This window comes from Enterobacter sp. RHBSTW-00593, from assembly GCF_013784105.1.
Lineage (GTDB): Bacteria > Pseudomonadota > Gammaproteobacteria > Enterobacterales > Enterobacteriaceae > Enterobacter > Enterobacter ludwigii.
The window spans coordinates 1,290,549-1,316,766 of record NZ_CP056393.1; the positions used below are offsets into that span (position 1 = coordinate 1,290,549).

The following is a 26,218-nucleotide window of genomic DNA, read 5'->3' on the forward strand; positions in this document are numbered from 1 at the left end:
TTTATACGCTTTTTGACAACATTTTTCTGTGGGTATGGATCGACATCACGATACCAAACCCGGCCATCAACACGATCAGTGCCGAGCCTCCGTAGCTCACCAGCGGGAGCGGGACGCCAACAACCGGCAGAATACCACTCACCATACCAATATTTACGAAGACATAAACGAATAAAATCAGCATCAACCCGCCTGCCATCACGCGGCCAAAGGTGGTTTGCGCACGCGCGGCGATCCACAGCCCTCGCATGATCAACAGCACATACAGCGCCAGCAGAATCAGGATGCCAACCAGGCCCAGCTCTTCCGCCAGAACCGCAAAGATAAAGTCGGTGTGGCGTTCCGGTAAGAACTCCAGCTGGGACTGGGTGCCGTGCAGCCAGCCTTTACCGCGCAGGCCGCCGGAACCGATCGCAATCTTGGACTGAATAATATGATAGCCCGCACCCAGCGGATCGGTTTCCGGATCGAGCAGCATCATGACGCGTTGTCGCTGGTAATCATGCATCAGGAAGAACCAGAGAATCGGGATGAACGCTGCCACCAGCACAACTGCAATGCCAATCAGACGCCAGCTTAAACCCGACAGGAACAGGACAAACAGGCCGGAGAGGGCGATAAGAATCGAGGTGCCGAGGTCAGGCTGCGCCGCAACCAGCAGCGTCGGCAGGAAAATCAGCACCAGCGCAATGGCGGTATTTTTCAGCGAAGGCGGGCAGACGTCACGGTTAATAAAACGCGCCACCATCAAGGGAACCGCTATTTTGGCTATTTCAGAGGGCTGGAAGCGGACAACGCCCAGATCCAGCCAGCGCTGCGCGCCTTTAGAGATGGCCCCAAAGGCATCTACCGCAACCAGCAGCACAATACAGAATATGTACAGGTACGGTGCCCAGCCTTCGTAGACCCGCGGCGGGATCTGCGCCATGACCACCATAATGACCAGACCCATCGCGATCTGGCCGATTTTGCGCTCCATCATTCCGATGTCCTGGCCGCTGGCGCTCCAGATAACCAGGGCGCTGTAAACCAGCAGAGCCAGCAGGATCAGCAGCATGGCTGGGTCGATGTGGATTTTATCCCACAGCGATTTTTTATTTGGATTATCCGTCATGATTATTGGTCCTCCGCCGCAGCGGCGGCCGGGTTTTCAGCCGGCAGTTCGGTGTTGTTATCACCCAGCATAATGTGGTCGAGGATCTGGCGCATGATGGTCCCCACGGCCGGACCTGCGCCGCCGTTTTCCAGAATCATCGCCACCGCAACCTGCGGGTTATCATAAGGGGCAAAGGCCGTCATCAGCTTATGGTCACGCAGACGTTCAGCAATGCGGTGCGCGTTATAGGTTTCATTGGCTTTCAGACCGAAGACCTGCGCAGTACCGGATTTGGCGGCCACTTTATACGGTGTGCCGGCGAAATACTTATGTGCGGTCCCGTTCGGGCGGTTCGCCACGCCGTACATACCGTCTTTGGCAATTTCCCAGTAACCGGAATGAATGTCACCCACCGGGGCTTCATGCGGCTGGATCCACGGCACTTTTTTGCCGTCTTCAACCGTACTTTGCAGCAGGTGCGGAACTTTCACTACGCCATCGTTGATGAGGATCATCATCGCTTTGTTCATCTGAATCGGGGTCGCCGTCCAGTAGCCCTGACCGATACCCACCGGAATGGTATCACCCTGATACCACGGCTTCTTAAAGCGCTTCAGCTTCCACTCACGGGTTGGCATGTTACCGGAACGTTCTTCTGAAAGGTCAACGCCGGTGTAATGTCCGTAACCGAATTTGCTCATCCACTCTGACAGGCGGTCAATGCCCATGTCATACGCAACCTGGTAGAAGAAGGTATCCGCAGACTCTTCCAGCGATTTGGTAACGTTGAGGTGACCATGGCCCCATTTTTTCCAGTCGCGATAGCGTTTTTCAGAGCCTGGTAATTGCCACCAGCCCGGGTCAAACAGACTGGTATTGCGGTTGATGACGCCCGCGCTCAGCGCAGAGACCGCCACGTACGGTTTTACCGTTGACGCTGGCGGGTAAACCCCTTGTGTGGCGCGGTTCACCAGCGGCGTATTCGGGTCATTGAGCAGACCGGAATAGTCTTTGCTGGAGATACCATCGACAAAGAGGTTCGGGTCGTAGCTTGGCATGGACACCATCGCCAGAATGCCGCCGGAACGCGGATCGGTGACGACAACGGCAGCACGGCTGCCCGCCAGTAAGGTTTCAATATACTGCTGCAGCTTGAGGTCGAGCGTCAGGTAGACGTCATGCCCCGCCTGCGGTGGCACTTCTTTGAGCTGGCGAATGACGCGGCCACGGTTGTTAACTTCAACCTCTTCATAGCCGGTCTGCCCGTGCAGGACATCTTCGTAGTAGCGTTCGATCCCCAGCTTACCGATATCGTGCGTCGCCGCGTAGTTCGCCAGTTTGCCGTCTTTATCGAGGCGTTCAACGTCTTTATCGTTGATCTTGGAAACGTAACCAATGACATGCGTCAGCGCGGAACCGTAAGGGTAGTAGCGACGCTTGTAACCTTTCACTTCCACGCCGGGAAAACGATACTGGTTCACGGCAAAGCGGGCCACCTGGACTTCCGTCAGGTTCGTTTTAACCGGGATTGAGGTGAAACGGTGGGAGCGGGCACGCTCTTTTTTGAACGCGGCGATATCATCGTCGGTCAGATCGACAACGCCTTTTAGCGCTTCAAGCGTATCCTGCACATTATCGACTTTTTCCGGCATCATTTCGATTTGATAAATGGTGCGGTTTAACGCCAGCGGAGTGCCGTTACGGTCGTAGATAATGCCGCGGCTGGGCGCGATGGGCACCAGCTTGATACGGTTTTCGTTTGAACGCGTCTGATAATCGGTAAAGCGGACAATTTGCAGATTATAGAGGTTGGCGATCAGCACGCCGGTAAGCAGCAAAATCCCCGTAAAGGCGACCAGCGCCCGGCGCACAAACAGCGCGGACTCAGCCGTATAGTCGCGAAAAGAATTCTGTAGTTTCATCCGCTGCTTAATCTACCCTGGTCAGTCACTACTCGCGGTGATATGGGTGGTTGGTAGTAATGCTCCACGCGCGATACAGGCTTTCTGCCACCAGTACCCGAACGAGCGGGTGGGGAAGCGTCAGCGCGGAGAGAGACCAACTTTGTTCAGCCGCCGCTTTGCAGGCAGGAGATAACCCTTCAGGCCCGCCAATCAACAGACTGACGTCACGACCATCCTGCTTCCAGCGCTCCAGTTCGTGCGCCAGCTGCGGCGTATCCCAGGGTTTACCTGGAATATCGAGGGTGACGATGCGGTTTTTGCCTGCGGCAGCCAGCATCAGCTCTCCCTCTTTATCGAGAATACGTTTGATATCGGCGTTCTTGCCGCGTTTCCCGGCGGGAATTTCCACCAGTTCGAACGGCATGTCTTTTGGAAAACGACGCAGATATTCAGTAAAACCGGTTTGTACCCAGTCCGGCATTTTGGTGCCGACGGCGACCAGTTGCAACTTCACGCATTAACCCCAGAGTTTTTCCAGCTCATACAGGCGACGGCTCTCTTCCTGCATGACATGGACAATCACATCGCCGAGATCGACAACCACCCAGTCAGCGGTCGCTTCACCTTCAACGCCAAGCGGTAACAGGCCTGCTGCGCGCGATTCCTGAACAACGTGGTCGGCAATCGAAACAACATGACGCGTTGAAGTACCGGTGCAGATAATCATGCAGTCGGTGATGCTGGATTTACCCTTAACGTCGATAGCGATGATGTCCTGACCTTTCAGGTCATCAATTTTGTCGATAACAAAATCCTGGAGTGCTTTACCCTGCAAGTTTTCCCCCTGGGGTGAATGAGATTGTATAACTATGAATTCGTGGCCAGACAGTATACCTGAACTGACGCCAGTGTCGGGACAAATGTCTCCGGCCGGGCTTTTGAAGGCGGGTATCATCCCACCCTCCGCCTGAGATTGCATCGCCATTTTTGTAAAACAATTTCTGTAAAGCAATGATCGGCGGGAAAGTCTGGCAGCGGAGGATAACAGTATGGCTTAACCTGTCAAGGCAGGATAATCATTACGCCGCTTTTTCATGCGCCCCCGCTATGCGTCTGCGCTTTTCTGATACAACCCATGCGCGTGAATGTAGTCCAGCACAGCTGATGGCAGCAGATCGTCACAGGCTAATCCCTGCTGCAAACGGTCGCGAATGAGGGTCGCAGAAATATCGAACCACGGCGTCTCTGCCAGATAAATCTTCCCGGCAGGCTGGTTGTGCAAGTCTTCAATATTGTCTGTGAGATGCGCCTCAAGCCACTGCTGGTACTGCTCTTCTCGCATGGTCAGCGGATAGCCCGGACGGCGACAGACAAGCAGGTGGCTGTTTTCCAGAATGGTTTCATACTGGTGCCAGGTGGGAAAATTGAGCAGGGAGTCCTGACCAATAATAAAGGCCAGCGGCGTGTCCGGCCCTTGCTCGGCTCGCCACTCCTGCAGCGTTTGCGACGTCCAGGACGGTGTGTCGCGGCGCAGTTCTCGCTCATCAAGGCTAAAAAGCGGTTTATCCGCGATGGCCAGAGTGAGCATCTCTTTTCTTTGCTCGCTGCTCGCCTCAGGTTGCGGACGGTGTGGCGGCACATTATTGGGCATGATGATTACGCGCTGAAGGCCGATCAGATTCGCCAGAATTTCAACCGGCTTCAGATGTCCGTAATGGACCGGGTCGAAGGTGCCACCGTACAGGGCCTGTAAAGAATGCATACTATCCATCGATAAATACGTCTGCCAGCGCCTTATGGCAGAGCAGCAGAGAGAGACTTTCCAGCTCCGCCCAGACCGACTGACCATAATCTTGTTTCAACGTAAGCTCAGCGCGCATCAGAAGCTGCACGGCCTGACGCAGCTGTTCATGGCTCAGGCGGTTGATGGCCTCGGTGGTCATCGCCCGACGGTTTTGCCACACGCGATGTTTATCAAACAGCGAACGTAATGGCGTATGTGCAGACTGACGCTTGAGGGTAATCAGCAGTAATAATTCACGCTGAAGAGTGCGCAGCAAAATAACCGGTTCGCTACCTTCCAGACGCAGCTGTTGCAGTATATGCAGGGCGCGTTTGCTTTTCGCTGCCAGCAGTGCATCCACCCAGTGGAAGGGCGTAAAGTGCGCGGCATCGTTAACGGCCTGCTCCACGCGTGGCAGTGTCAGCTTACCGTCTGGCCAGAGCAGGGAGAGCCTGTCCAGCGCCTGCGCCAGTGCCAGCAGGTTGCCTTCATAGCAGTAGCAGAGAAGCTGGTTTGCGGCGTCGTCCAGCTGAAGATTGTTTTGCTTCGCTCTTGTCGCGACCCATTTTGGCAGATGGGCTTGCTCAGGCGTCTGACAGGTCACCATAACCGCATTGGCCGCGAGCTGGGTAAACCAGGCCGCGTTTTCCTGCGCTTTGGTGAGCTTGTTGCCGCGCACAATAAACAGCAGATCGCTGTGCAGCAGACTGACCAGCGTTGCCAGCTGTTCATTGATGGCCGCGTTAGGGCCATTCTCCGGTAGCAGGATCTGGATGGTCTGGCGCGATGCGAAGAGGCTCATCGCCTGGCAAAGCGAGAAGAGGGCATTCCAGTCGGTGTTGTTATCCAGCTGGACGGTGTGGTGTTCATCAAAGCCCTGAGCGGCCGCCGCCTGTCGGACGGCATCCAGGCTTTCCTGAAGTAATAACGGATCGTTTCCGAGAAGCAGATACGCCGCGCGCAGCCCTTCATTGAGCTGCGCGCGGAGTTGTTCAGGATACAGCCTGATCATCAGTTACCCATGGAGGCAGAAACAGGAGGCGTGGTGGCATCCGGTTTTTCGATGATGTCAGAACCCTGTTTCGTTGACGCGGCAACGCCCGGCAGCTTACGGATCAGCTGCTCTGCGGCCTTATCGTACATTTCGTTAATGATAATCTGCTGCTCGGCGTCTTTTGCCAGAGCCGTCTGCGGGTTATCGAAGAACGAACGGTACACTTTCGTGCTGATTGGGTAGATGTCTTTACCCGGGATCAGAACGGCGGCATTAACCGACAGGACCATCTGATACTCCGCGGTACGGCCGTCCTGGAAAATGGACGCCGTGTCTTTGGCTAAGGTTGAGCCCAGAACGCGCAGGGATGGAACATCCTGACGTAACGTCCCTTTCTCAATCAACTCAACATCGTTAAGCCGCAGCTGGTTTCGAATTGCCCGGCTGAGTGGACCATTCGGATCCGATGAGTCGAAAATCATCGTTTTCATTTCAGCAGGCACTGCCGTGGTATTGCGCAGATGCCAGCCACAACCAGCGGTGACAAGCACCGCCAGAGATAAGAGTATTGTTGCCAGTTGTCGCACGTTTCCTCCCGCGCTTAGCCAACGACCAGATTCAGCAATTTACCCGGTACGTAGATCACTTTACGTACGGTAACGCCCTCAAGATATTTCGCAACCAGATGTTCCTGGCCTGCGCGTTCGCGAACCTGTTCTTCGGTAGCATCGACCGCCACGGTAATTTTACCGCGAACTTTGCCGTTAACCTGGACCACAACCAGCGTGGTGTTTTCCACCATCGCGGATTCGTCAGCCACTGGCCACGGTGCGTTGTCGATATCGCCTTCGCCTTTCAGCTCCTGCCAGAGGGTGAAGCTGACGTGCGGGGTGAACGGGTTCAACATGCGAACGACGGCCAGCAGCGCTTCACGCATTAAGGCACGATCCTGCTCGCCATCCTGCGGGGCTTTTGCCAGCTTGTTCATCAGTTCCATAATAGCCGCAATTGCGGTATTGAAGGTCTGACGACGACCAATATCATCGGTCACTTTTGCAATCGTTTTATGAACATCACGACGCAGCGCCTGCTGATCTTCAGTCAGTGCCGCGACGTTCACTGCCGGAGCATCACCCTGAGAGGTGTGCTCATAAACCAGTTTCCAGACACGCTTCAGGAAGCGGTTAGCCCCTTCAACGCCCGATTCCTGCCATTCCAGGGTCATGTCAGCCGGAGAGGCAAACATCATAAACAGACGCACGGTATCTGCGCCGTAACGCTCAACCATCACCTGAGGGTCGATGCCGTTGTTTTTAGACTTCGACATCTTGCTCATGCCGGTATAAACCAGTTCATGACCTTCGGCGTCTTTCGCCTTCACGATACGGCCTTTCTCGTCGCGCTCAACGATCGCGTCAACCGGAGACACCCAGTTACGCTCGCCGTTCGCCCCGACGTAGTAGAAGGCATCGGCCAGCACCATTCCCTGACACAGCAGCTGTTTTGCTGGTTCGTCAGAGTTGACCATGCCTGCGTCGCGCATCAGCTTGTGGAAGAAGCGGAAGTAGAGCAGGTGCATGATGGCGTGTTCAATACCACCGATGTAGATGTCCACAGGCAGCCAGTAGTTTGCTGCATCGGAATCCAGCATGCCTTCCTGATACTGCGGGCAGGTGTAACGCGCGTAGTACCATGACGATTCCATAAAGGTATCAAAGGTGTCAGTTTCACGCAGCGCTGGCTGGCCGTTAACGGTCGTTTTTGCCCACTCAGGATCGGCTTTGATTGGGCTGGTGATACCGTCCATGATCACATCTTCCGGCAGGATCACCGGGAGTTGATCTTCTGGCGTTGGCATCACGGTACCATCTTCCAGCGTCACCATTGGGATAGGTGCTCCCCAGTAGCGCTGGCGAGAGACACCCCAGTCGCGCAGGCGGTAGTTGACTTTACGCTCACCGACGCCCAGCGACGCTAACTTGTCGGCAATCGCGTTGAAGCCATCTTCAAAGCTCAGACCGCTGAATTCACCCGAGTTGAACAGGGTGCCTTTTTCGGTCAGGGCTTGTGCGGAGAGGTCTGGCTCAGAACCGTCAGCCGCGAGGATGACAGGCTTGATGGTCAGGCCATATTTGGTGGCAAATTCGTAGTCACGCTGATCGTGGCCTGGAACGGCCATGACGGCACCCGTACCGTACTCCATCAGCACGAAGTTGGCTGCCCAGACAGGGATTGCTTCGCCCGTCAGTGGATGGATAGCCTTAAAGCCGGTATCAACGCCTTTCTTCTCCATCGTCGCCATGTCGGCTTCGGCCACTTTGGTGTTGCGGCACTCGTCGATGAAGGCCGCCAGTTCCGGGTTGTTTTCCGCGGCTTTCTGTGCCAGCGGGTGACCAGCGGCCACGGCCAGATAGGTCGCACCCATGAAGGTGTCCGGACGGGTAGTGTAGACGGTCAGGGTCCGATCGTCGTTCTCAACGTTGAAGGTGATCTCCACGCCTTCTGAACGGCCGATCCAGTTACGCTGCATGGTCTTGACGGTATCAGGCCAGTGATCCAGATTATCCAGATCGTTCAGCAGCTCGTCAGCGTAGGCGGTGATTTTGATAAACCATTGCGGGATCTCTTTACGCTCAACTTTGGTATCACAACGCCAGCAGCAGCCGTCGATAACCTGCTCGTTCGCCAGTACGGTCTGGTCGTTCGGGCACCAGTTAACGGCAGAAGTCTTCTTGTACACCAGGCCTTTTTTGTACAGCTCGGTGAAGAATTTCTGTTCCCAGCGATAGTATTCCGGGGTGCAGGTTGCCAGCTCGCGGCTCCAGTCATAGCCAAAGCCCAGCATTTTGAGCTGGTTTTTCATGTACGCGATGTTGTCGTACGTCCACGGGGCAGGTGCCGTGTTGTTTTTGACCGCCGCGCCTTCTGCAGGCAGACCAAACGCATCCCAGCCGATTGGCTGCAGGACGTTTTTGCCGAGCATACGCTGATAGCGGGCAATCACATCACCAATGGTGTAGTTACGCACGTGGCCCATGTGTAGTCGACCAGAAGGATAGGGAAGCATCGACAGGCAGTAATACTTCTCTTTGCTCTCGTCTTCGGTTACTTCAAAGGTGCGCTTCTCGTCCCAGTGTTGCTGGACTTTTGATTCTATCTCTTCCGGGCGGTATTGCTCTTGCATGGCAGCCAGTGGTCCTGTTTTCAATACAGCTACAAATGTAGCCAATGGATGTGGTAATTCAGATCCGCATAGCATAGCCCAAACGCCCGCGCCAAAACAGCCTTTCGCACAAATGCGCGCGTGAGGAATTTGTCGGGTCTGTGGTTCACCTGGCAAAGCAGTGGCGAAATAAGGTCTATTATTAGAGTCAGTTACTTACCCGGGAGGCAAAATGATGAACAAGGTTGCTCAATTTTACCGAGAACTGGTGACAACACTGACGGAACGGCTGCGTAACGGCGAGCGTGATATCGATGCGCTGGTGGAACAGGCGCGGGCCCGCGTGACGCAAACGGGTGAGTTAACGCGAACCGAAGTGGAAGAGGTGACGCGCGCCGTACGCCGCGACCTGGAAGAGTTTGCGCGAAGCTACGAAGAGAGTCAGAACGAGGTTACCGACAGCGTTTTTATGCGGGTAATTAAAGAAAGCCTGTGGCAGGAGCTGGCGGATATCACCGATAAAACGCAGCTGGAGTGGCGTGAAGTCTTTCAGGATCTCAACCACCACGGGGTCTATCACAGCGGAGAAGTGGTCGGACTGGGGAATCTGGTGTGCGAGAAATGCCATCACCACATTGCAGTCTATACGCCGGATGTGTTGCCGCTGTGTCCAAAGTGTGGACACGATCAGTTCCAGCGTCGGCCGTTTGAGCCCTAAGTAAAAGCCGCCCTCTGCCTTCAGGTCAGAGGGAGGGCATCAGGCCACAGAGCAGTCTACCATGCCCGGTGGCCATCGCTTACCGGGCCTGACTGTAATAGCTGAGTCTTTCCGCCAGCAAATCCACGAACGCTTCCCGGTCGATATCCACCATCAGCGTGGTATTGGGTTGATTGCCCGTCAGTGAATAGTAGTCCACCACCGTCATACCCTGAGTGTATTTCCCCTGGGTTTCCACGCCCACCCACCGTTCTACTGTGGTAAACATCTCCGGTTTGAGCAGCCAGGCAATGGTGCACGGATCGTGCAGCGGCGCGCCGTGAAAACCCCATTTCTCGGCTTTGTGATACGCCATAAAGAAGTCCAGCAATTCTGCGACGGTTGTCGCCACCGGGTTGCCAATGGCACGAAAGCGCGCAATGTCGTGCGCCATTATTTGTGCGCGATGGGTGACGTCCAGGCCGGCCATGACAATCGGCAGGCCAGACTGGAAGACAATCTCTGCGGCTTCCGGATCGACAAAAATGTTGAACTCCGCCGCTGGCGTCCAGTTCCCGAGTCCCATTGCGCCGCCCATGATCACGATTCGGGCGATTTTACTGTGCAATTCCGGATGGCTGTTGAGCAGCAGCGCAACGTTGGTTTGCGGGCCGGTGGCCACCAGCGTGACCGGTTCCGCGCTTTCACGCAGCACTTTCGCCATCAACTCTACGGCGGTGCAGGGTTGCGCTTCAAACCCCGGTTCGGGCAGTGCCGGGCCATCCAGCCCACTTTCACCGTGCACGTTGTCGGCAATGATCAGATCGCGCATGAGCGGTTTGACAGCACCACCGGCGACCGGTATATCGGTGCGTTTGAGCAACGTCAGCATACGCAGGACATTACGCAGCGTTTTCTCCGGGGTCTGGTTTCCGGCAGAGGACGTAACGGCTTTGATGTCCAGTTCAGGGGAGGCAAGTGCAAGGACGAGGGCGATCGCGTCATCATGACCCGGGTCGCAATCGAGAAGGATAGGTTGTGCCATAGCGTGCTCCATACGTAGCATTATTTTGTGACAAGGTTAACGCTGCAATGTGACGCCGACGAGAAGAAGAGAGCTAAAGCGTGAAGCAGTGCGCAATCCGCAGATTGCGCACCGGGGAGATTAGTGCAGGATTTTGGCGAGGAAGTCTTTTGCTCGCTCGGATTTTGGATTGGCGAAGAACTCTTCTTTCGGCGAGTCTTCAACAATCTTCCCTTCGTCCATGAAGATCACGCGGTTCGCCACTTTGCGGGCAAAGCCCATTTCGTGGGTCACCACCATCATCGTCATCCCTTCGTGCGCCAGCTCAACCATTACGTCCAGCACTTCGTTGATCATCTCGGGATCGAGAGCGGAAGTCGGTTCATCAAACAGCATGGCGACCGGATCCATACACAGGGCGCGGGCAATAGCCACACGCTGCTGCTGACCGCCAGAGAGCTGCGCCGGAAATTTATCAGCATGCGCAGAGAGCCCCACGCGTTCCAGCAGTTTCAGACCTTTATCGCGCGCGAGCTTTTTATCGCGTTTCAGCACTTTTACCTGCGCCAGCGTCAGGTTCTCGATAATGGAGAGGTGCGGAAACAGCTCAAAGTGCTGGAACACCATGCCGACGTGGGAACGCAGCTGAGCAAGGTTGGTTTTCCTGTCATTGACTTTGGTGCCATTGACGAGGATCTCACCTTGCTGCACCGGCTCCAGGCCGTTAACGGTTTTGATCAGCGTGGATTTACCGGAGCCGGATGGCCCACATACCACCACCACGTCACCTTTTTTCACTTCGGTTGAGCAGTCGGTCAGCACCTGAAAGTGCCCATACCATTTAGAAACATTTTTCAGGGAAATCATTATACAGTCCTTTTCTTCAGCCAGCTGACCAACAGCGACGCGCTTAAACTAATCACAAAATAGACGCCACCCGCGAAGAGCACCATTTCGACCTGCGTACCGTCACGTTCACCGATGGTAGACGCGGTACGGAAGAAGTCTGCCAGGCTCAGTACGTAGACCAGAGAGGTATCCTGGAACAGTACGATGCCCTGGGTCAGCAGGAGGGGAACCATGGCGCGAAACGCCTGCGGCAGAATAATGAGCTGCATGGATTGCCAGTGCGTCATCCCCAGCGCCAGCGCGGCGCTGGACTGCCCACGGGAAATACTCTGAATACCCGCTCGGATAATCTCTGAATAGTAGGCAGCCTCAAACATTGAGAACGCGACCATCGCGGAGATCAGGCGGATATCGGTTTTCGGCGATAGCCCCAGCACGTTTTGCAGAAAGCCGGGAACAATCAGGTAAAACCACAGCAGTACCATCACCAGTGGGATGGAGCGGAAAACGTTAACGTAGGCCGTGGCAAACCAGGCGAACGGTTTAAAGGCCGACAGGCGCATGACCGCCAGCAGGGTGCCCCAGACGATACCCACCACAATAGCAATCACGGTGATTTTTAAGGTGATCAGCAGACCATCCAGCAGGTAAGGCATGGATGGAACGATAGAACTCCAGTCAAATTCGTACATTATTTGCCCCCCAGATTGCCCGGCAGGCGGATTTTGCGTTCAACCAGGTTCATCACCAGCATGATGAAAGTGTTAATCAGAACATAGGCGAGTGTGATCGCCGTGAAGGATTCCCACGCGTGGGCGGAATAATCCAGCAACTTGCCCGCCTGTGCGGCCATATCCACCAGACCGATGGTCGAGGCGATGGCCGAGTTTTTCACCAGGTTCATCATCTCAGACGTCATTGGTGGAACAATGACGCGGTAAGCGTTAGGCAGCAGTACATAGCGGTAAGTTTGTGGCAGCGTCAGGCCCATCGCCAGGCCAGCATTTTTTTGTCCGCGCGGCAGTGACTGAATGGCGGCACGCACCTGCTCGCAAACGCGCGCGGCGGTGAAGAGCCCCAGGCAGAGCATGGAGGAGACAAAGAACTGCACGTTCGGATCCAGTTCCGACTTAAACCACATGCCAATATTTTCCGGCAGCAGTTCCGGGACGACCAGATACCAGGTGAAAAATTGCACAATCAGCGGAACGTTACGGAACAGTTCCACATACAGGGTGCCGAGAGATGAGAGAAAACGGTTAGGCACGGTGCGCAAAATACCGAACAGTGAACCGACAAGAAACGCGATAATCCACGCCGTGATCGATAAGGCGACGGTAACCTGAAAACCGCTCCACAGCCAGCCAAGATAGGTGGTGTTGCCGAACGGGGCTTGTTGCAGGAATATGCCCCAGTTCCAGTCTATTGACATAATAAACTCCAGAAAAAAAAGGGTAGCAGCGCTACCCTCGAAGATTGGTGAGAAGCTCATTTTTCGCGTTGAGTGGGGAACGACCACTCAACGTATAGTCTGTCCATGCTTCCCGACAATCGAGAGGGCAGGAGATCCCGCCCCTGTTGTTCTAATTAGTTAAGAGCCTTGTCGTTTGGTGATTTGAACAGCGCTTTCATGTCGTCAGACAGTTCGAAGTTCATGTTAAGATTTTTGGGTGGAATCGGGTTCTTGAACCATTTATCGAACCATTTTTCCGCTTCACCGGAGGTCTGAACCTGAGCGATGGTGTCATCGATCAGCTTCTTGAACTGCGGATCGTCTTTACGCAGCATACAACCGTACGCTTCTTTAGATTGCGCCGTGCCGACGATATCCCAGTTGTCTGGTTTCTTCGCTTTTGCACGTTCGCCTGCCAGCAGGGCATCATCCATCATAAACGCCACAGCACGGCCACTTTCCAGGGTACGGAAAGAGTCGCCATGATCTTTCGCGCTGATGATGCGCATATCCATTTTCTTCTCGTCGTTCAGCTTGTGCAGCAACACTTCGGAAGTGGTACCGGAGGTAACAACAACGGCTTTGCCTTTCAGGTCCGCAAAGTCTTTGATCTCGCCGCCTTTCTTGGTCAGCAGGCGGGTGCCCACGACGAAGATGGTGTCAGAGAAGGCAGCCTGTTTCTGACGCTCAAGGTTGTTGGTGGTGGAACCGCACTCAAAATCGAACGTGCCGTTTTGCAGCAGTGGAATACGGTTTTGTGAAGTGATTGGAATCAGCTTCACCTGCAGGTCAGGTTTGTTCAGCTTTTTCTTCACAGCTTCAACGATAGCGTTGGAGTAATCCTGTGAATAGCCCACGACTTTTTGCGTGTTGTCGTAGTAAGAGAACGGGACAGAAGATTCACGGTGGCCGACCACGATCACGCCGTTTTTGGCAATCTTGTCGAGAGTGCTCCCGGCAGCCGGAGCATCTTCAGCGTGAACGACGCTTGCCGACATCCCCATAACCAGCATTGCTGTGGCCAGTTTACGTAATTGCATACCCAACTCCTTTCTTATCAGCGCCAGTGACGCATTGATACCCATTGTGATGTTGTTATATCTCGCGCTATGCGAGTGCAGTGTTATGCAAGCTTGTTAACATTTAGTCTGGCTTAATGTAAAGATTTTGCTGCGTTATTGTTTATTTTTGCGAAGCGCGCCGCACCAATCAGAGGCAAATATCTCTCGTTGCACCGTTTCGGTGCTACCGGTGATCTACGCTGGTGCGACGAAGTTGCACGTTAAGCCAAACTGCGTTTACGTGGGGAAATAAAGCAAGAGACGTGCCAGAAATGCCCTCTCCCAACGGGAGAGGGGAAGAGAGGGGAAATTATCGACGACGCTGACGCAAGCTCATCAGCACCGCGCCAAATCCGAACAGCGCGGTCAGGATCCACAGCGGCCAGTTGCCGGTGCGGGCATAAGGCGTCAGGCCCGTCGCAGGCGTGACGTTGGTCGTCAGCACTTCACGGGTGAACTGCGGGATCATGGCCTGGATTTCGCCCTGCGGGCCAATCACGGCGGTAATGCCGTTGTTGGTGCTACGCAGCAGCGGGCGCGCCAGCTCCAGGGAGCGCATCCGCGCCATCTGGAAGTGCTGCCACGGGCCAATCGACTTACCAAACCAGGCATCGTTGGAGATAGTCAGCAGGAAGTCAGTGTCCGGACGGAAGTTATCGCGCACCTGCTCGCCGAGGATAATTTCGTAGCAGATGGCCGCTGTCAGGGCAAAACCGTGCGCATGTAGCTGAGGCTGAACGTACGGACCACGGCTGAATGAGGACATCGGCAGGTCAAAAAACGGTGCTAACGGGCGCAGAATGGACTCCAGCGGTACAAATTCGCCAAACGGTACCAGGTGATTCTTATTATATCGGTCAGTGGAGTTGTAGCTGTATTCGCTGTCTTTACCCAGCGTAATGATGGTGTTGTAGGTGTCGTAGCGGTTCTGCTGATTCAGACGCGCATCGACAATCCCGGTAACCAGCGTACTGCCGCGAGCCAGCAGTAGATCGTTCATCATGTTCAGGAACGGCTGCTGGTTAATTTCCAGATCCGGAATCGCCGACTCTGGCCAGATGATCAACTGCGATTTACCCATGACCGCCTCGGTGGCGTTAGCGTAGATCTTCAGCGTGTTCAGCAGCTCTTTCTCGTCCCATTTCATTGACTGAGGGATATTCCCCTGCACCATTGAAACCTGCGTGGTGCGCTCTGGCACCAGGCTGTACCACTGGATATAACGCAGTGGGAAAGGCAGGGCAAACAACACCAGCGCCACGACCAGCGTCTTCCAGTTATGTGTGACCAGCGCCAGGACCAGCAGTCCGCTCACCACCATCAACAGGAAGTTAATCGCTTCAACGCCCATTACCGGAGCAAGCCCCTTTAGCGGGCCATCAATCTGACTGTAACCGAACTGCAGCCACGGGAAGCCAGTCAGTACCCAGCCGCGAAGGAACTCGGTAATTTGCCAGACAACCGGCGCAGCAATGGCAACGCGCAGCCAGGTGGTTTTTGGCCACAGGCGAGAAAGGATACCCGCGAACAGGCCGGTATAGAGCGAGAGATAAGCGGCCAGCAGCACCACGAGGAAGACGTTAACGGGTCCTGGCATACCGCCAAACTGGGCGATGCTGACATAGACCCAGTTGATGCCGGAGCCAAACAGCCCCAGTCCCCAGAAGTAGCCAATCGCTGCCGCCTGGACGGGACGACGATTCAGGGTTAAACCCTGAAGTCCCATCAGGGAGAGAATGGCTGCAGGCCAGATATCGTAAGGAGAAAAAGCCAGCGTTCCGCTGGCTCCGAGTAACAGCGCCAGCAGCAGACGTACGCGCTGGCGTTCAAGTAATGGGGCAAATGCCATTTACATTAATCTTCCAGTTTTGGCACCGGTGAGTCGTCCGGCGTTCTGACATGAACCTGTATAATACGTCGGCTGTCGGCCATTGCCACTTTGAACTGGTAACCGTCGATGTCAACGGTCTCGCCGCGTGCCGGAAGGTGGCCAAAGGCCTGCATCACCAGCCCGCCAATGGTATCGACCTCTTCATCGCTGAAATGGGTACTAAAGGCGTCGTTAAAGTCCTCAATCGAGGCCAGCGCGCGGACGGTCCAGGTGTGGCGGCTAAGCTGACGGAAGTCGATATCCTCTTCTTCGTCATACTCATCTTCGATTTCGCCCACGATCAGCTCAAGGATATCTTCGATCGTGACGAGACCGGAAACGCCACCAAATTCATCAATAACAATCGCCATGTGGTAGCGCTGAGAGCGAAACTCTTTCAGCATCCGATCCACACGTTTACTTTCCGGCACAACCACGGCCTGGCGTAACACTTTTTCCATGCTGAAGGCTTCGGCATCGCTGCGCATAAACGGCAGCAGATCTTTCGCCATCAAAATCCCTTCAATGTGATCTTTGTCTTCGCTGATGACCGGGAAACGCGAGTGTGCGGATTCGATGATCACATCGAGGCACTCGTCCAGAGTCTGGTTACGTTTCAGGGTGATCATTTGCGAGCGGGGGATCATGATGTCGCGAACGCGCTGGTCGGCGATGTCCATTACCCCTTCGAGCATTTCGCGCGTATCTTCATCGATAAGGTCGTTTTGCCCGGAATCACGAATCAGCTCCAGCAGTTCGTCACGGTTTTTAGGTTCGCCGTGGAAAAGCTGGTTCAGAATGAGGGAGAAAAATCCCTTTTTGGTGTTTGTCGTGTCGCTACTGTGTGAATTGTCGTCGCTCATGGCGTTTGTTAAGGGTTCTCTTGTTAGTTCAACGTTTACCGCCGCGCTATTTCCCTACGCGGCGGCATGTTAGTCAGTCGGTCGACTGACTATTCTTTCTCGGCAATGTACGGATCCTCATAGCCCAGAGCAAGCATTATCTCTGTCTCGAGGGACTCCATCTCTTCCGCTTCGTCATCTTCAATATGGTCGTAGCCGAGCAGATGCAGGCTACCGTGTACCACCATATGCGCCCAGTGGGCTTCCAGCGGTTTTTGCTGCTCTTTAGCTTCCTGTTCCACGACCTGGCGGCAGATGATCAGATCGCCCAGCAGCGGCATCTCAATTCCCGGTGGGGCTTCGAAGGGGAAAGAGAGCACGTTGGTCGGCTTATCTTTCCCGCGGTAGGTCAGGTTAAGCTCATGGCTTTCGGCTTCATCCACCAGACGAATCGTGACTTCTGATTCTTCCTGAAACGGGGGGATAACCGCATCCAGCCATGTCTGAAACTGTGCCTCTTCTGGCAAGCCGGAATTATCGTCACATGCCAGTTGTAAATCGAGGATCACCTGACTCATTTTTGTTCTTGCTCCTGCGCTTCGCGCTTACGTTCTGCGGCCAGTTCGGCCTTACGCTTCTGATCTGCTTCTTCCCATGCTTCATAAGCGTTAACGATGCGCGCCACAACCGGGTGACGGACCACGTCTTCGCTGTGGAAGAAGTTAAAGCTGATTTCGTCGACGTCGGCCAGCACTTCAATGGCATGGCGCAGACCCGATTTGGTGCTGCGCGGCAGGTCAATCTGCGTGACGTCACCGGTAATGACCGCTTTTGAGTTAAAGCCAATACGTGTCAGGAACATTTTCATCTGTTCGATGGTAGTGTTCTGGCTTTCATCGAGAATAATGAATGCATCATTCAGCGTACGGCCGCGCATATAGGCGAGCGGGGCAACTTCAATCACGTTACGCTCAATCAGCTTCTCAACTTTCTCAAAGCCGAGCATCTCGAACAGCGCGTCGTATAACGGACGAAGGTAAGGGTCAACCTTCTGGCTCAGATCGCCTGGCAGGAAGCCCAGTTTTTCACCCGCTTCCACCGCCGGACGGGTCAGCAGGATGCGACGAATCTCCTGGCGTTCGAGCGCATCAACCGCCGCGGCAACGGCCAGATAGGTTTTACCCGTACCCGCCGGGCCCACACCGAAGGTGATGTCATGGTCGAGAATGTTGGCGATGTACTGCGCCTGGTTTGGCGTACGCGGCTTAATGACGCCACGTTTGGTCTTAATATTGATGGCCTTGCCATAGTCCGGCACGCTTTCTGCGCTTTGCTCAAGCACGCGCGCCTCTTTGATCGCGAGGTGGATCTGTTCTGGCTCGATATCCTGTATTTCACCGCGCATTGGGGCGGTATCCACATACAGGCTACGCAGAATATCCGCAGCGGCGTTGACGCAGAGAGGGCGTCCGGTGAGTTTGAAATGATTATCGCGACGATTGATTTCGATACCCAGACGTCGCTCCAGTTGTTTGATGTTGTCATCAAACGGCCCGCACAGGCTCAGCAGGCGAGCGTTGTCTGCTGGCTCAAGGCTAATTTCACGCGTATCTATGTTCAAACTGTTCCTCTTTGATTGATTAACTGACCCGGTGCCACCTGGCGTAATAAAACGGTCATTACCGAAATTATTCACGCCATAGAATAAAGGCGCAAGCGTTGCGGAAGATATTGGGGGCGATGAGAGGAAATACAAGGCCTGCCGAACCGGCAGGCCGGATGGCGTTATGGCTGGTAAATGCCGACGCCAGCGTCGCTTTCTTTGCGGGTGCGGGACATGACGGATTCCGGCGACTGTGCGATGCGCAGACCCATTTCGTCTTCGGTACGGACCACTTTCGCGCGCAGGGAGTTGGTCAGTACGTCGACAATCTCCACGTCCACAAATTTACCGACCATGTCTGGCGTGCCTTCAAAATTCACGACGCGGTTATTTTCGGTGCGTCCTGACAGCTCCATAATGCTCTTACGGGAAGTGCCTTCCACCAGAATACGCTGGACGGTGCCGACCATACGACGGCTCCAGGCGTTGGCCTGCTGGTTGATACGCTCCTGCAGAATATACAGACGCTGCTTTTTCTCTTCTTCCGGCACATCGTCGACCATATCGGCCGCAGGAGTACCTGGACGCGCTGAGAAGATAAAGCTGTAGCTGACGTCAAAATTCACTTCGCCAATGAGCTTCATCGTGCGCTCAAAGTCATCCGTGGTTTCGCCCGGGAAGCCAACGATAAAGTCGGAGCTAATCTGGATGTCAGGACGGGCTTCACGCAGCTTGCGGATGATGGATTTGTACTCCAGTACCGTATGTGGACGTCCCATCAAGTTCAGCACGCGGTCGGAACCGCACTGAATCGGCAGATGCAGGAAGCTCACCAGCTCTGGCGTGTCGCGATACACATCAATGATGTCATCGGTAAATTCCATCGGGTGGCTGGTGGTGAAGCGAAGGCGGTCGATGCCGTCGATCGCGGCCACCAGGCGCAGCAGTTCTGCAAAGCTGCCGGTGGTACCGTCGTAGTTCTCGCCGCGCCAGGCGTTGACGTTCTGGCCCAGCAGGTGAATTTCACGCACACCCTGTGCCGCCAGTTGCGCCACTTCAAACAGAATGTCGTCAGTCGGACGGCTCACTTCTTCGCCGCGGGTATACGGTACGACACAATAGGTGCAGTACTTGTTACAGCCTTCCATAATGGAGACGTAGGCTGTTGGACCATCCGCGCGTGGTTCTGGCAGACGGTCAAATTTTTCGATTTCCGGGAAGCTTACGTCAACCACCGGGCGGCGATTCTCGCGAACGGCGTTGATCATCTCCGGCAGGCGGTGCAGCGTCTGCGGGCCAAAAATAATATCAACATAGTGAGCACGCTGGCGGATCAGTTTGCCTTCCTGCGAGGCCACACACCCACCCACGCCAATGATCACATCGGGTCTTTTGCGTTTGATAAGCTTCCAGCGGCCCAGTTGATGGAACACCTTCTCCTGCGCCTTCTCACGGATCGAACAGGTATTGAGCAGCAACACGTCCGCTTCGTTCGCGTTGTCAGTCAGTTGATACCCGTGCGTGGCATCCAGCAGATCGGCCATCTTGGATGAATCGTATTCGTTCATCTGACAGCCCCAGGTTTTTATATGGAGTTTTTTTGTCATCGACTTGCTCATGCTCAGGAATGCAGGGCGCGTATTGTAATGCTTTGCTGCGGTTGTGACCAGTATGAAGGTTGTCAACCTCAAGACCGAAAAAATCCGGTAAACTTAAGGTATATACCATTAAGGATAATTGACCATGACTCTCCAACAAACCGAAATTGCCGTTGTCGGCGGCGGTATGGTCGGCGGCGCACTCGCGCTGGGGCTGGCGCAGCAGGGATTTGAGGTGACGGTTATCGAGCAGGCTGCCCCTGTTGCGTTTGACCCGACGGCAAAGCCGGATGTGCGAATTTCAGCTATCAGCGCCGCCTCTGTCGATCTGCTGCGCGGGCTGGGCGTCTGGGATGCCGTGCTCGGGATGCGCGCGCACCCTTACAGCCGTCTCGAAACCTGGGAGTGGGAGAATGCGCATGTCGCGTTTGATGCCGCTGAACTGAAGCTGCCCCGTCTGGGCTATATGGTGGAAAACACGGTCCTCCAGCTGGCGCTCTGGCAGGCCCTGGAGGCGCATCCGAAAGTGGCGCTGCGCGTCCCGGCGTCACTTAACGCACTGCATCCCCACGAAGGCGGGTATTTGCTTGAGCTGGATAAGGGGGATGAGCTGGCCACGAGGCTGGTTGTCGGAGCGGATGGTGCCAACTCACAGGTCAGGCAAATGGCGGGAATTGGCATTCATGCCTGGCAGTACCAGCAGGCGTGCATGTTGATCACCGTGCAGTGTGAGAATGACCCGGGTGAGAGCACCTGGCAGCACTTTACCCCGAATGGCCCGCATGCCTTTTTACCGTTGTTTGATCGCTGGGCGTCGCTGGTGTGGTATGACAAACCGGCGCGCATTCGTCAGTTGCAGGGGCTGTCAATGGAGCAGCTGCAGCGAGAGATCCATCAGCACTTCCCACGCCGTCTGGGCAACGTCATGCCGGTTGCCGCCGGGGCGTTTCCGCTTACCCGTCGCCATGCATTGCAGTATGCCCGTGCAGGGCTGGCGCTGGTGGGGGATGCGGCACACACCATTCACCCGCTGGCGGGGCAGGGCGTGAACCTGGGATACCGTGACGTTGAGGCTTTACTGGATGTGCTGGGCAATGCGCGCGCCCACGCGGAGGCCTGGGCCAGCCATCCGGTACTGAAACGTTACCAGACGCGACGTATGGCGGATAACTTTATCATGCAGTCGGGGATGGATCTGTTTTACGCCGGGTTCAGTAACGATCTTGGTCCGGTGCGCATTCTGCGTAACATTGGTTTGATGGCGGCGGAGCGTGCCGGTGGGCTGAAGCGTCAGGCGCTGAAGTACGCGTTAGGCCTTTAATCTGGGCGCCTTCTCCTGCGGGAGAGGGCTTTCGGATGCGGTACATAATCCAACAAAAACAAAAAAGCCCGCAGAGCGGGCTTTTTTGTTACTAAGTGGCTGGGGTGCAGGGATTCGAACCCCGGAATGCTGGTATCAGAAACCAGAGCCTTACCGCTTGGCGACACCCCAATTGCGTTAAACAATGTGCTTAACGACTTTTTTAAATTGGCTGGGGTACGAGGATTCGAACCTCGGAATGCCGGAATCAGAATCCGGTGCCTTACCGCTTGGCGATACCCCAACAATTTTTTCTCGTCTACCGAATCATTCGACAGATGACTAATTTGGTGGCTACGACGGGATTCGAACCTGTGACCCCATCATTATGAGTGATGTGCTCTAACCAACTGAGCTACGTAGCCAGTACTGCAATCTTCGATGGCTGGGGTACCTGGATTCGAACCAGGGAATGCCGGTATCAAAAACCGGTGCCTTACCGCTTGGCGATACCCCAATACCGCGGAGAACCGCAAAATCGAAGAAATATGGCTGGGGTACCTGGATTCGAACCAGGGAATGCCGGTATCAAAAACCGGTGCCTTACCGCTTGGCGATACCCCATCCGTGCAACGCTTACCTGGGAATGGTGCGGGAGGCGAGACTTGAACTCGCACACCTTGCGGCGCCAGAACCTAAATCTGGTGCGTCTACCAATTTCGCCACTCCCGCAAAAAAGATGGTGGCTACGACGGGATTCGAACCTGTGACCCCATCATTATGAGTGATGTGCTCTAACCAACTGAGCTACGTAGCCATCTTTTTTTCGCGTTACCTTATCGGCGTTGCGGGGCGCATTATGCGTATAGACCCTTGCAGCGTCAACACCTTTTTCAACGAAAATAGCCGGAATGTGACTGTTTGGTTAGGTTGCGAACAGCGTGACCGAATATTCGGCAATTATTGGTTATTTATCGTTTTTGGGGAGTGAAATAGGGGGCAAAAAAAATCAGGCCCCGCAGGGCCTGATTGGATGCTTTTCGATTACTTATAGGCAGACTGGTGTACGCCTACCGCACGTCCTGATGGATCGTTCATTGACTTGAAAGATTCATCCCATTCAATGGCTTTAGCCGAAGAACAGGCAACGGTCGGGCCGCCCGGAACACACTCCGCCGCACTCGGCACCGGGAACAACTCTTCAAAGATTTCACGGTACAGATACGCTTCTTTGGAGCCTGGCGTGTTGTACGGGAAGCGGAAGCTCGCGGTTTCCAGTTGCTGATCGGAAACCTGTTTTGCCGCCACCTCTTTCAGGGTGTCGATCCAGCTATACCCGACACCGTCAGAGAATTGCTCTTTCTGACGCCATGCCACGCTCGCCGGCAGGTAGGATTCGAAACATTCACGCAGGATATGTTTCTCCATTTTGCCGTTGCCGCACATTTTGTCCTGCGGGTTGATGCGCATTGCCACGTCGAGGAATTTCTTATCCAGGAAGGGAACACGGGCTTCCACCCCCCAGGCAGACATCGCTTTGTTGGCGCGTGCGCAGTCAAACATATGCAGCGCCTGCAGTTTACGTACTGTCTCTTCGTGCAGCTCTTTTGCGTTCGGCGCTTTGTGGAAATAGAGGTAGCCGCCAAACACTTCGTCAGACCCTTCACCGGAGAGCACCATCTTTATGCCCATCGCTTTGATCTTACGCGACATCAGGTACATCGGCGTGGAAGCGCGAATGGTGGTCACATCGTAGGTTTCGATGTGGTAGATAACATCGCGGATCGCATCCAGGCCTTCCTGCACGGTGAAGTGGATCTCATGGTGCACGGTACCGAGATGGTTTGCCACTTCCTGCGCGGCTTTCAGATCCGGTGCGCCTTCCAGGCCCACAGCAAAGGAGTGCAGTTGCGGCCACCAGGCTTCTGAACGTTCCTGATCTTCAACACGACGCGCGGCGAATTTCTTGGTGATCGCGGAGATCACGGACGAGTCCAGCCCGCCGGAGAGCAGTACACCGTAAGGCACATCTGACATCAGGTGGCTTTTAACAGAATCTTCCAGCGCCTGACGCAGTTCGGCTTTATCAGTCACGTTGTCTTTAACCGCATCATAGTCGAACCAGTCGCGCTGATAGTACTGACGTATCTCGCCGTCTTTACTCCACAGGTAACTTCCTGCCGGGAACTCTTTAATGGTGCGGCAAACCGGCACCAGGGCTTTCATTTCTGAGGCGACATAAAAGTTGCCGTGTTCATCGTGACCCATATACAGCGGGATAATACCAATATGGTCGCGGCCAATCAGATAGGCATCTTTTTCGCTGTCGTACAGGGCGAAGGCAAACATACCCTGCAGATCATCGAGGAATTCCGGGCCTTTCTCCTGATACAGCGCCAGGATCACTTCACAGTCAGAACCGGTCTGGAAGGCGTAACGGTCGCCGTACTCGGCGCGCAGCGCCTGATGGTTATAGATTTCACCGTTGACAGCCAGCGCGTGTGTTTTTTTCTCGTTATACAGCGGCTGCGCACCGGCGTTGACGTCAACAATGGACAGACGTTCGTGTGCCAGGATGGCTTTATCGCTGGCGTAAACGCCGGACCAGTCCGGGCCGCGATGGCGCATCAGGCGGGACAATTCGAGTGCCTTTTTACGCAGTTCGCCTGCGTCAGTTTTAATATCCAGTACGCCAAAAATTGAACACATAACCTTCTCCGTTAACCCTGTTGCTTTGTAATGTTGCTTGCTTATGAAAATGCCGCAAAGGGGGAGGGCGCGCAAGGGTTTTACGGGATAAAACGGAAATAGTGCAATGCTGATTGCCGAATAGTGAAAAACGAGTACGTCATGAACGCTTTTATTGATGATTATGCAATAAATCGGCTGTTTTGTTAGATGTGAGGTTGTTTGTCGGGCGTGAAAATAAAAAACCACGCGCTGAGGCGTGGTTTGGGATCAGATAATATCAATTTCTTCGACGGAGGGATAAATCCAGCTCGGTCGGAAGGGCATGGCGTCAATATCGTCGAGCGTGGAGACACCGGAAAGCACCAGAATGGTTTCCAGGCCCGCCTGGAATCCGGCCAGGATATCGGTGCGCAGGTTGTCGCCGACAATCACCGTTTCTTCGGAGTGGGCCTGCATCTTGTTCAGCGCGGCACGGATGATCCACGGGCTGGGCTTGCCCACGTAGAACGGTTTCCGGCCAGAGATCTTTTCGATACCGGCACACAGCGCGCCGCAGGCAGGGTAAAAACCACGGCCGTGGGTATCCGGGTTGGTGGCAATAAAACGCGCACCGTTGGCAACAAAGTAGGAGGCTTTGTGCATCATCTCCCAGTTATAGGAGCGCGTTTCGCCAACGATCACAAAGTCCGGGTTCACATCTGTGATGGTAAACCCTGCCTTATATAACTCGTGGATCAGCGCCCCTTCACCCACCACGTAGGCCTTTTTTCCTTCCTGGCGCTTGAGGAAATCAGCGGTGGCCATGGCAGAGGTATAAAACACGCTGTCCGGCACGTTGACGCCTGCTGTGGCAAAGCGGTTTGCCAGGTCCTGACCGGTCTGAGAAGGGTAGTTCGTGAGAAGAACCAGAGGCATTCCTTTGTCGATGATGCGGTGAAGAAATTCCGCAGCACCTGGTACAGCAACGTTGTCGTGCATCAGCACGCCGTCGATATCACAAATTACATTCTTAATGGTCATGGACATTCCGACATCAAAAAAAGAAGGCGTTACTATAAGACCCGATCAACTTTCCAGCAAATGTTGCAACAGAATACCGTTGAGCATGGCGCGTTTAACCAGCGCAAATGCGCCTATCGCTGAGCGATGGTCAAGCTTAGAACGAACGACGGGAAGGTTCTGGCGGAAGGCTTTCAGCGCCTGAGTGTTAATGCAGCCTTCAATGGCGGGCAGCAGGACCTTCTCGGCCTCCACAATCTCACCGGCGATCACCACTTTTTGCGGGTTAAACAGGTTGATGGCGATGGCGATGGTTTTACCCAGATGGCGACCCACCTGCTCAATAACTTCACAGGCCAGCGCATCGCCTTTGTTGGCGGCTTTGCAGATAGTCCCTATCTTGCAATCGTCCAGCGTGACGCGGCTCTGGTAACCCTGTTCAAGCAGATGGCGCACCCGCTGTTCAATCGCCGTGTTGGCGGCAATCGTCTCCAGACAGCCAAAGTTTCCGCAGTGGCAGCGTTCGCCAAGCGGCTCTACCTGAATATGACCAATCTCACCGACGTTACCGTTGCGGCCAATAAAAATGCGGCCGTTAGAGATGATGCCTGCTCCTGTCCCGCGGTGTACGCGCACCAGAATCGAATCTTCACAATCCTGGCTCGCACCAAAGTAGTGCTCTGCCAGGGCCAGTGAGCGGATGTCGTGCCCCACGAAACAGGTCACTTTAAAGCGTTTTTCCAGCGCATCTACCAGCCCCCAGTTCTCAACCTTTATATGGGGCATATAACGGATCACGCCGCTTTCGGGGTCTACCAGGCCTGGCAGGATCACCGAGATCGCAATCAGTTCACGGATTTTGCGCTGACAGCTCTCGATAAAGTGTTCAATGGTATTCAGCAGCGCGTGTTCCAGCGTCTCCTGAGTGCGCTCCGGAAGCGGGTAGTGTTCTTCCGCGATGGCTTTGCTGCTCAGATCATAGAGCGTAAGGGTGGTGTCATGACGACCAAGACGGACGCCAATCGCCTGAAAATTGCGGGTTTCGGTAATAATAGAGATGGCGCGGCGGCCTCCGGTGGAGGCCTGCTGATCGACTTCTTTGATCAGTCCGCGCTCAATGAGCTGACGGGTAATTTTTGTCACGCTGGCGGGAGCAAGCTGGCTTTGTTCGGCTATCTGAATGCGCGAGATTGGCCCGTGTTGGTCAATCAGACGATAAACCGCCGCGCTGTTAAGTTGTTTAACGAGATCGACATTACCGATTTGAGCTTGTCCGCCTGGTGTCATACTT

At 54.7% G+C, this 26,218-nt stretch carries 23 protein-coding genes and 7 tRNA genes; 2 read left to right on the forward strand and 28 right to left on the reverse strand.

From position 1 onward, the window contains the following. Nucleotide 1: 1 nt before the first annotated feature. The 8 genes from mrdB to leuS form a co-directional block, all read right to left on the reverse strand. A complete protein-coding gene (gene mrdB, locus HV242_RS06050; RefSeq protein ID WP_014169118.1) occupies nt 2–1,114 on the reverse strand; it encodes a peptidoglycan glycosyltransferase MrdB in 1,113 nt (370 codons plus the stop codon). A gap of 2 nt (nt 1,115–1,116) precedes the next feature. After that, the gene (gene mrdA / locus HV242_RS06055) at nt 1,117–3,018 is read right to left on the reverse strand and encodes a peptidoglycan DD-transpeptidase MrdA (RefSeq protein WP_014169119.1); all 1,902 of its coding nucleotides are present in this window, start codon (nt 3,016–3,018) and stop codon (nt 1,117–1,119) included. Between the two features lie 28 nt (nt 3,019–3,046). Further along, the gene (gene rlmH, locus HV242_RS06060) at nt 3,047–3,514 is read right to left on the reverse strand and encodes a 23S rRNA (pseudouridine(1915)-N(3))-methyltransferase RlmH (protein ID WP_003858701.1); all 468 of its coding nucleotides are present in this window, start codon (nt 3,512–3,514) and stop codon (nt 3,047–3,049) included. A gap of 3 nt (nt 3,515–3,517) precedes the next feature. Then, nucleotides 3,518–3,835 carry a ribosome silencing factor gene (rsfS, locus tag HV242_RS06065; protein ID WP_003858696.1) on the reverse strand — a complete coding sequence of 106 codons (318 nt, stop codon included), beginning with the start codon at nt 3,833–3,835 and terminating at the stop codon, nt 3,518–3,520. A 270-nt stretch (nt 3,836–4,105) separates the two neighbouring features. Continuing rightward, nucleotides 4,106–4,771 (reverse strand): nicotinate-nucleotide adenylyltransferase, encoded by a 666-nt coding sequence (gene nadD / locus HV242_RS06070; protein WP_047743931.1) that lies wholly within the window; start codon nt 4,769–4,771, stop codon nt 4,106–4,108. After that, nucleotides 4,764–5,795 (reverse strand): DNA polymerase III subunit delta, encoded by a 1,032-nt coding sequence (gene holA, locus HV242_RS06075; RefSeq protein ID WP_040016926.1) that lies wholly within the window; start codon nt 5,793–5,795, stop codon nt 4,764–4,766. Before holA ends, nadD begins: the two co-directional genes overlap by 8 nt. Then, a complete protein-coding gene (gene lptE / locus HV242_RS06080) occupies nt 5,795–6,364 on the reverse strand; it encodes an LPS assembly lipoprotein LptE (protein ID WP_020884995.1) in 570 nt (189 codons plus the stop codon). The genes holA and lptE overlap by 1 nt, the downstream gene beginning before the upstream one ends. A gap of 14 nt (nt 6,365–6,378) precedes the next feature. Continuing rightward, nucleotides 6,379–8,961, reverse strand: a complete 2,583-nt coding sequence (gene leuS, locus HV242_RS06085) for a leucine--tRNA ligase (RefSeq protein WP_020884994.1) — start codon at nt 8,959–8,961, stop codon at nt 6,379–6,381. Nucleotides 8,962–9,175: 214 nt separating this feature from the next. Here leuS and HV242_RS06090 point away from each other — a divergent pair, with 214 nt between their 5' ends. Continuing rightward, nucleotides 9,176–9,658, forward strand: a complete 483-nt coding sequence (locus HV242_RS06090) for a zinc ribbon-containing protein (RefSeq protein WP_025204671.1) — start codon at nt 9,176–9,178, stop codon at nt 9,656–9,658. Between the two features lie 79 nt (nt 9,659–9,737). Here HV242_RS06090 and rihA read toward each other — a convergent pair whose 3' ends face one another. The 10 genes from rihA to miaB all read right to left on the reverse strand — a co-directional run bounded on the left by rihA (nt 9,738) and on the right by miaB (nt 19,946). Continuing rightward, nucleotides 9,738–10,682, reverse strand: coding sequence for a pyrimidine-specific ribonucleoside hydrolase RihA (gene rihA / locus HV242_RS06095; RefSeq protein ID WP_032681425.1), 945 nt, complete (start codon nt 10,680–10,682; stop codon nt 9,738–9,740). Nucleotides 10,683–10,802: 120 nt separating this feature from the next. Further along, nucleotides 10,803–11,528 carry an amino acid ABC transporter ATP-binding protein gene (locus HV242_RS06100; protein ID WP_014169127.1) on the reverse strand — a complete coding sequence of 242 codons (726 nt, stop codon included), beginning with the start codon at nt 11,526–11,528 and terminating at the stop codon, nt 10,803–10,805. Further along, the gene (gltK, locus tag HV242_RS06105) at nt 11,528–12,202 is read right to left on the reverse strand and encodes a glutamate/aspartate ABC transporter permease GltK (RefSeq protein ID WP_014169128.1); all 675 of its coding nucleotides are present in this window, start codon (nt 12,200–12,202) and stop codon (nt 11,528–11,530) included. The genes HV242_RS06100 and gltK overlap by 1 nt, the downstream gene beginning before the upstream one ends. Continuing rightward, nucleotides 12,202–12,942 carry an amino acid ABC transporter permease gene (locus tag HV242_RS06110; RefSeq protein ID WP_020884992.1) on the reverse strand — a complete coding sequence of 247 codons (741 nt, stop codon included), beginning with the start codon at nt 12,940–12,942 and terminating at the stop codon, nt 12,202–12,204. The genes gltK and HV242_RS06110 overlap by 1 nt, the downstream gene beginning before the upstream one ends. 155 nt (nt 12,943–13,097) lie before the next feature. Continuing rightward, on the reverse strand, nt 13,098–14,003 hold the full coding sequence (locus tag HV242_RS06115) for an amino acid ABC transporter substrate-binding protein (RefSeq protein ID WP_020884991.1): 906 nt from the start codon (nt 14,001–14,003) through the stop codon (nt 13,098–13,100). A gap of 331 nt (nt 14,004–14,334) precedes the next feature. Beyond that, complete coding sequence (gene lnt / locus HV242_RS06120; RefSeq protein ID WP_044857535.1) at nt 14,335–15,873, reverse strand: apolipoprotein N-acyltransferase; 1,539 nt, start codon at nt 15,871–15,873, stop codon at nt 14,335–14,337. A gap of 5 nt (nt 15,874–15,878) precedes the next feature. Further along, on the reverse strand, nt 15,879–16,757 hold the full coding sequence (gene corC, locus HV242_RS06125; protein ID WP_014169132.1) for a CNNM family magnesium/cobalt transport protein CorC: 879 nt from the start codon (nt 16,755–16,757) through the stop codon (nt 15,879–15,881). A gap of 89 nt (nt 16,758–16,846) precedes the next feature. Further along, a complete protein-coding gene (gene ybeY, locus HV242_RS06130; protein ID WP_040016936.1) occupies nt 16,847–17,314 on the reverse strand; it encodes an rRNA maturation RNase YbeY in 468 nt (155 codons plus the stop codon). After that, nucleotides 17,311–18,357 carry a PhoH family protein gene (locus HV242_RS06135; RefSeq protein WP_020884987.1) on the reverse strand — a complete coding sequence of 349 codons (1,047 nt, stop codon included), beginning with the start codon at nt 18,355–18,357 and terminating at the stop codon, nt 17,311–17,313. The genes ybeY and HV242_RS06135 overlap by 4 nt, the downstream gene beginning before the upstream one ends. Nucleotides 18,358–18,521: 164 nt before the next feature. Further along, complete coding sequence (gene miaB / locus HV242_RS06140; protein ID WP_020884986.1) at nt 18,522–19,946, reverse strand: tRNA (N6-isopentenyl adenosine(37)-C2)-methylthiotransferase MiaB; 1,425 nt, start codon at nt 19,944–19,946, stop codon at nt 18,522–18,524. A 136-nt stretch (nt 19,947–20,082) separates the two neighbouring features. On the opposite strand from miaB, the gene ubiF reads away from it, so the two are divergent. Further along, the gene (gene ubiF / locus HV242_RS06145) at nt 20,083–21,258 is read left to right on the forward strand and encodes a 3-demethoxyubiquinol 3-hydroxylase (protein ID WP_050737389.1); all 1,176 of its coding nucleotides are present in this window, start codon (nt 20,083–20,085) and stop codon (nt 21,256–21,258) included. Nucleotides 21,259–21,354: 96 nt separating this feature from the next. On the opposite strand, the gene HV242_RS06150 is transcribed toward ubiF, so the two are convergent. The 10 genes from HV242_RS06150 to nagC form a co-directional block, all read right to left on the reverse strand. Then, a tRNA-Gln gene (locus tag HV242_RS06150) sits at nt 21,355–21,429 on the reverse strand. 37 nt (nt 21,430–21,466) lie between these two features. Then, nucleotides 21,467–21,541 (reverse strand) — tRNA-Gln (locus HV242_RS06155). A 44-nt stretch (nt 21,542–21,585) separates the two neighbouring features. Beyond that, nucleotides 21,586–21,662 (reverse strand) — tRNA-Met (locus HV242_RS06160). Between the two features lie 17 nt (nt 21,663–21,679). Then, a tRNA-Gln gene (locus HV242_RS06165) sits at nt 21,680–21,754 on the reverse strand. 32 nt (nt 21,755–21,786) lie between these two features. Then, nucleotides 21,787–21,861, reverse strand: a tRNA-Gln gene (locus tag HV242_RS06170). A gap of 23 nt (nt 21,862–21,884) precedes the next feature. After that, nucleotides 21,885–21,969: transfer RNA gene (locus HV242_RS06175), tRNA-Leu, on the reverse strand. Nucleotides 21,970–21,977: 8 nt separating this feature from the next. Next, a tRNA-Met gene (locus HV242_RS06180) sits at nt 21,978–22,054 on the reverse strand. Between the two features lie 227 nt (nt 22,055–22,281). Beyond that, nucleotides 22,282–23,946: an asparagine synthase B gene (gene asnB / locus HV242_RS06185; protein ID WP_050737388.1), complete on the reverse strand. Its 1,665-nt coding sequence runs from the start codon at nt 23,944–23,946 to the stop codon at nt 22,282–22,284. 249 nt (nt 23,947–24,195) lie between these two features. Then, a complete protein-coding gene (gene nagD / locus HV242_RS06190; RefSeq protein WP_020884984.1) occupies nt 24,196–24,948 on the reverse strand; it encodes a ribonucleotide monophosphatase NagD in 753 nt (250 codons plus the stop codon). Between the two features lie 45 nt (nt 24,949–24,993). Next, nucleotides 24,994–26,214 (reverse strand): DNA-binding transcriptional regulator NagC, encoded by a 1,221-nt coding sequence (gene nagC / locus HV242_RS06195; RefSeq protein WP_014169139.1) that lies wholly within the window; start codon nt 26,212–26,214, stop codon nt 24,994–24,996. Nucleotides 26,215–26,218 lie beyond the last annotated feature (4 nt).

Coding starts and splice junctions, on each gene's coding strand:
- mrdB (WP_014169118.1), bottom strand. CDS start 1,114: ATGACGGATAATCCAAATAAAAAATCGCTGTGGGATAAAATCCACATC.
- mrdA (WP_014169119.1), bottom strand. CDS start 3,018: ATGAAACTACAGAATTCTTTTCGCGACTATACGGCTGAGTCCGCGCTG.
- nadD (WP_047743931.1), bottom strand. CDS start 4,771: ATGGATAGTATGCATTCTTTACAGGCCCTGTACGGTGGCACCTTCGAC.
- holA (WP_040016926.1), bottom strand. CDS start 5,795: ATGATCAGGCTGTATCCTGAACAACTCCGCGCGCAGCTCAATGAAGGG.
- leuS (WP_020884994.1), bottom strand. CDS start 8,961: ATGCAAGAGCAATACCGCCCGGAAGAGATAGAATCAAAAGTCCAGCAA.
- HV242_RS06090 (WP_025204671.1), top strand. CDS start 9,176: ATGAACAAGGTTGCTCAATTTTACCGAGAACTGGTGACAACACTGACG.
- rihA (WP_032681425.1), bottom strand. CDS start 10,682: ATGGCACAACCTATCCTTCTCGATTGCGACCCGGGTCATGATGACGCG.
- HV242_RS06100 (WP_014169127.1), bottom strand. CDS start 11,528: ATGATTTCCCTGAAAAATGTTTCTAAATGGTATGGGCACTTTCAGGTG.
- gltK (WP_014169128.1), bottom strand. CDS start 12,202: ATGTACGAATTTGACTGGAGTTCTATCGTTCCATCCATGCCTTACCTG.
- HV242_RS06110 (WP_020884992.1), bottom strand. CDS start 12,942: ATGTCAATAGACTGGAACTGGGGCATATTCCTGCAACAAGCCCCGTTC.
- HV242_RS06115 (WP_020884991.1), bottom strand. CDS start 14,003: ATGCAATTACGTAAACTGGCCACAGCAATGCTGGTTATGGGGATGTCG.
- lnt (WP_044857535.1), bottom strand. CDS start 15,873: ATGGCATTTGCCCCATTACTTGAACGCCAGCGCGTACGTCTGCTGCTG.
- corC (WP_014169132.1), bottom strand. CDS start 16,757: ATGAGCGACGACAATTCACACAGTAGCGACACGACAAACACCAAAAAG.
- ybeY (WP_040016936.1), bottom strand. CDS start 17,314: ATGAGTCAGGTGATCCTCGATTTACAACTGGCATGTGACGATAATTCC.
- miaB (WP_020884986.1), bottom strand. CDS start 19,946: ATGACAAAAAAACTCCATATAAAAACCTGGGGCTGTCAGATGAACGAA.
- ubiF (WP_050737389.1), top strand. CDS start 20,083: ATGACTCTCCAACAAACCGAAATTGCCGTTGTCGGCGGCGGTATGGTC.
- asnB (WP_050737388.1), bottom strand. CDS start 23,946: ATGTGTTCAATTTTTGGCGTACTGGATATTAAAACTGACGCAGGCGAA.
- nagD (WP_020884984.1), bottom strand. CDS start 24,948: ATGACCATTAAGAATGTAATTTGTGATATCGACGGCGTGCTGATGCAC.
- nagC (WP_014169139.1), bottom strand. CDS start 26,214: ATGACACCAGGCGGACAAGCTCAAATCGGTAATGTCGATCTCGTTAAA.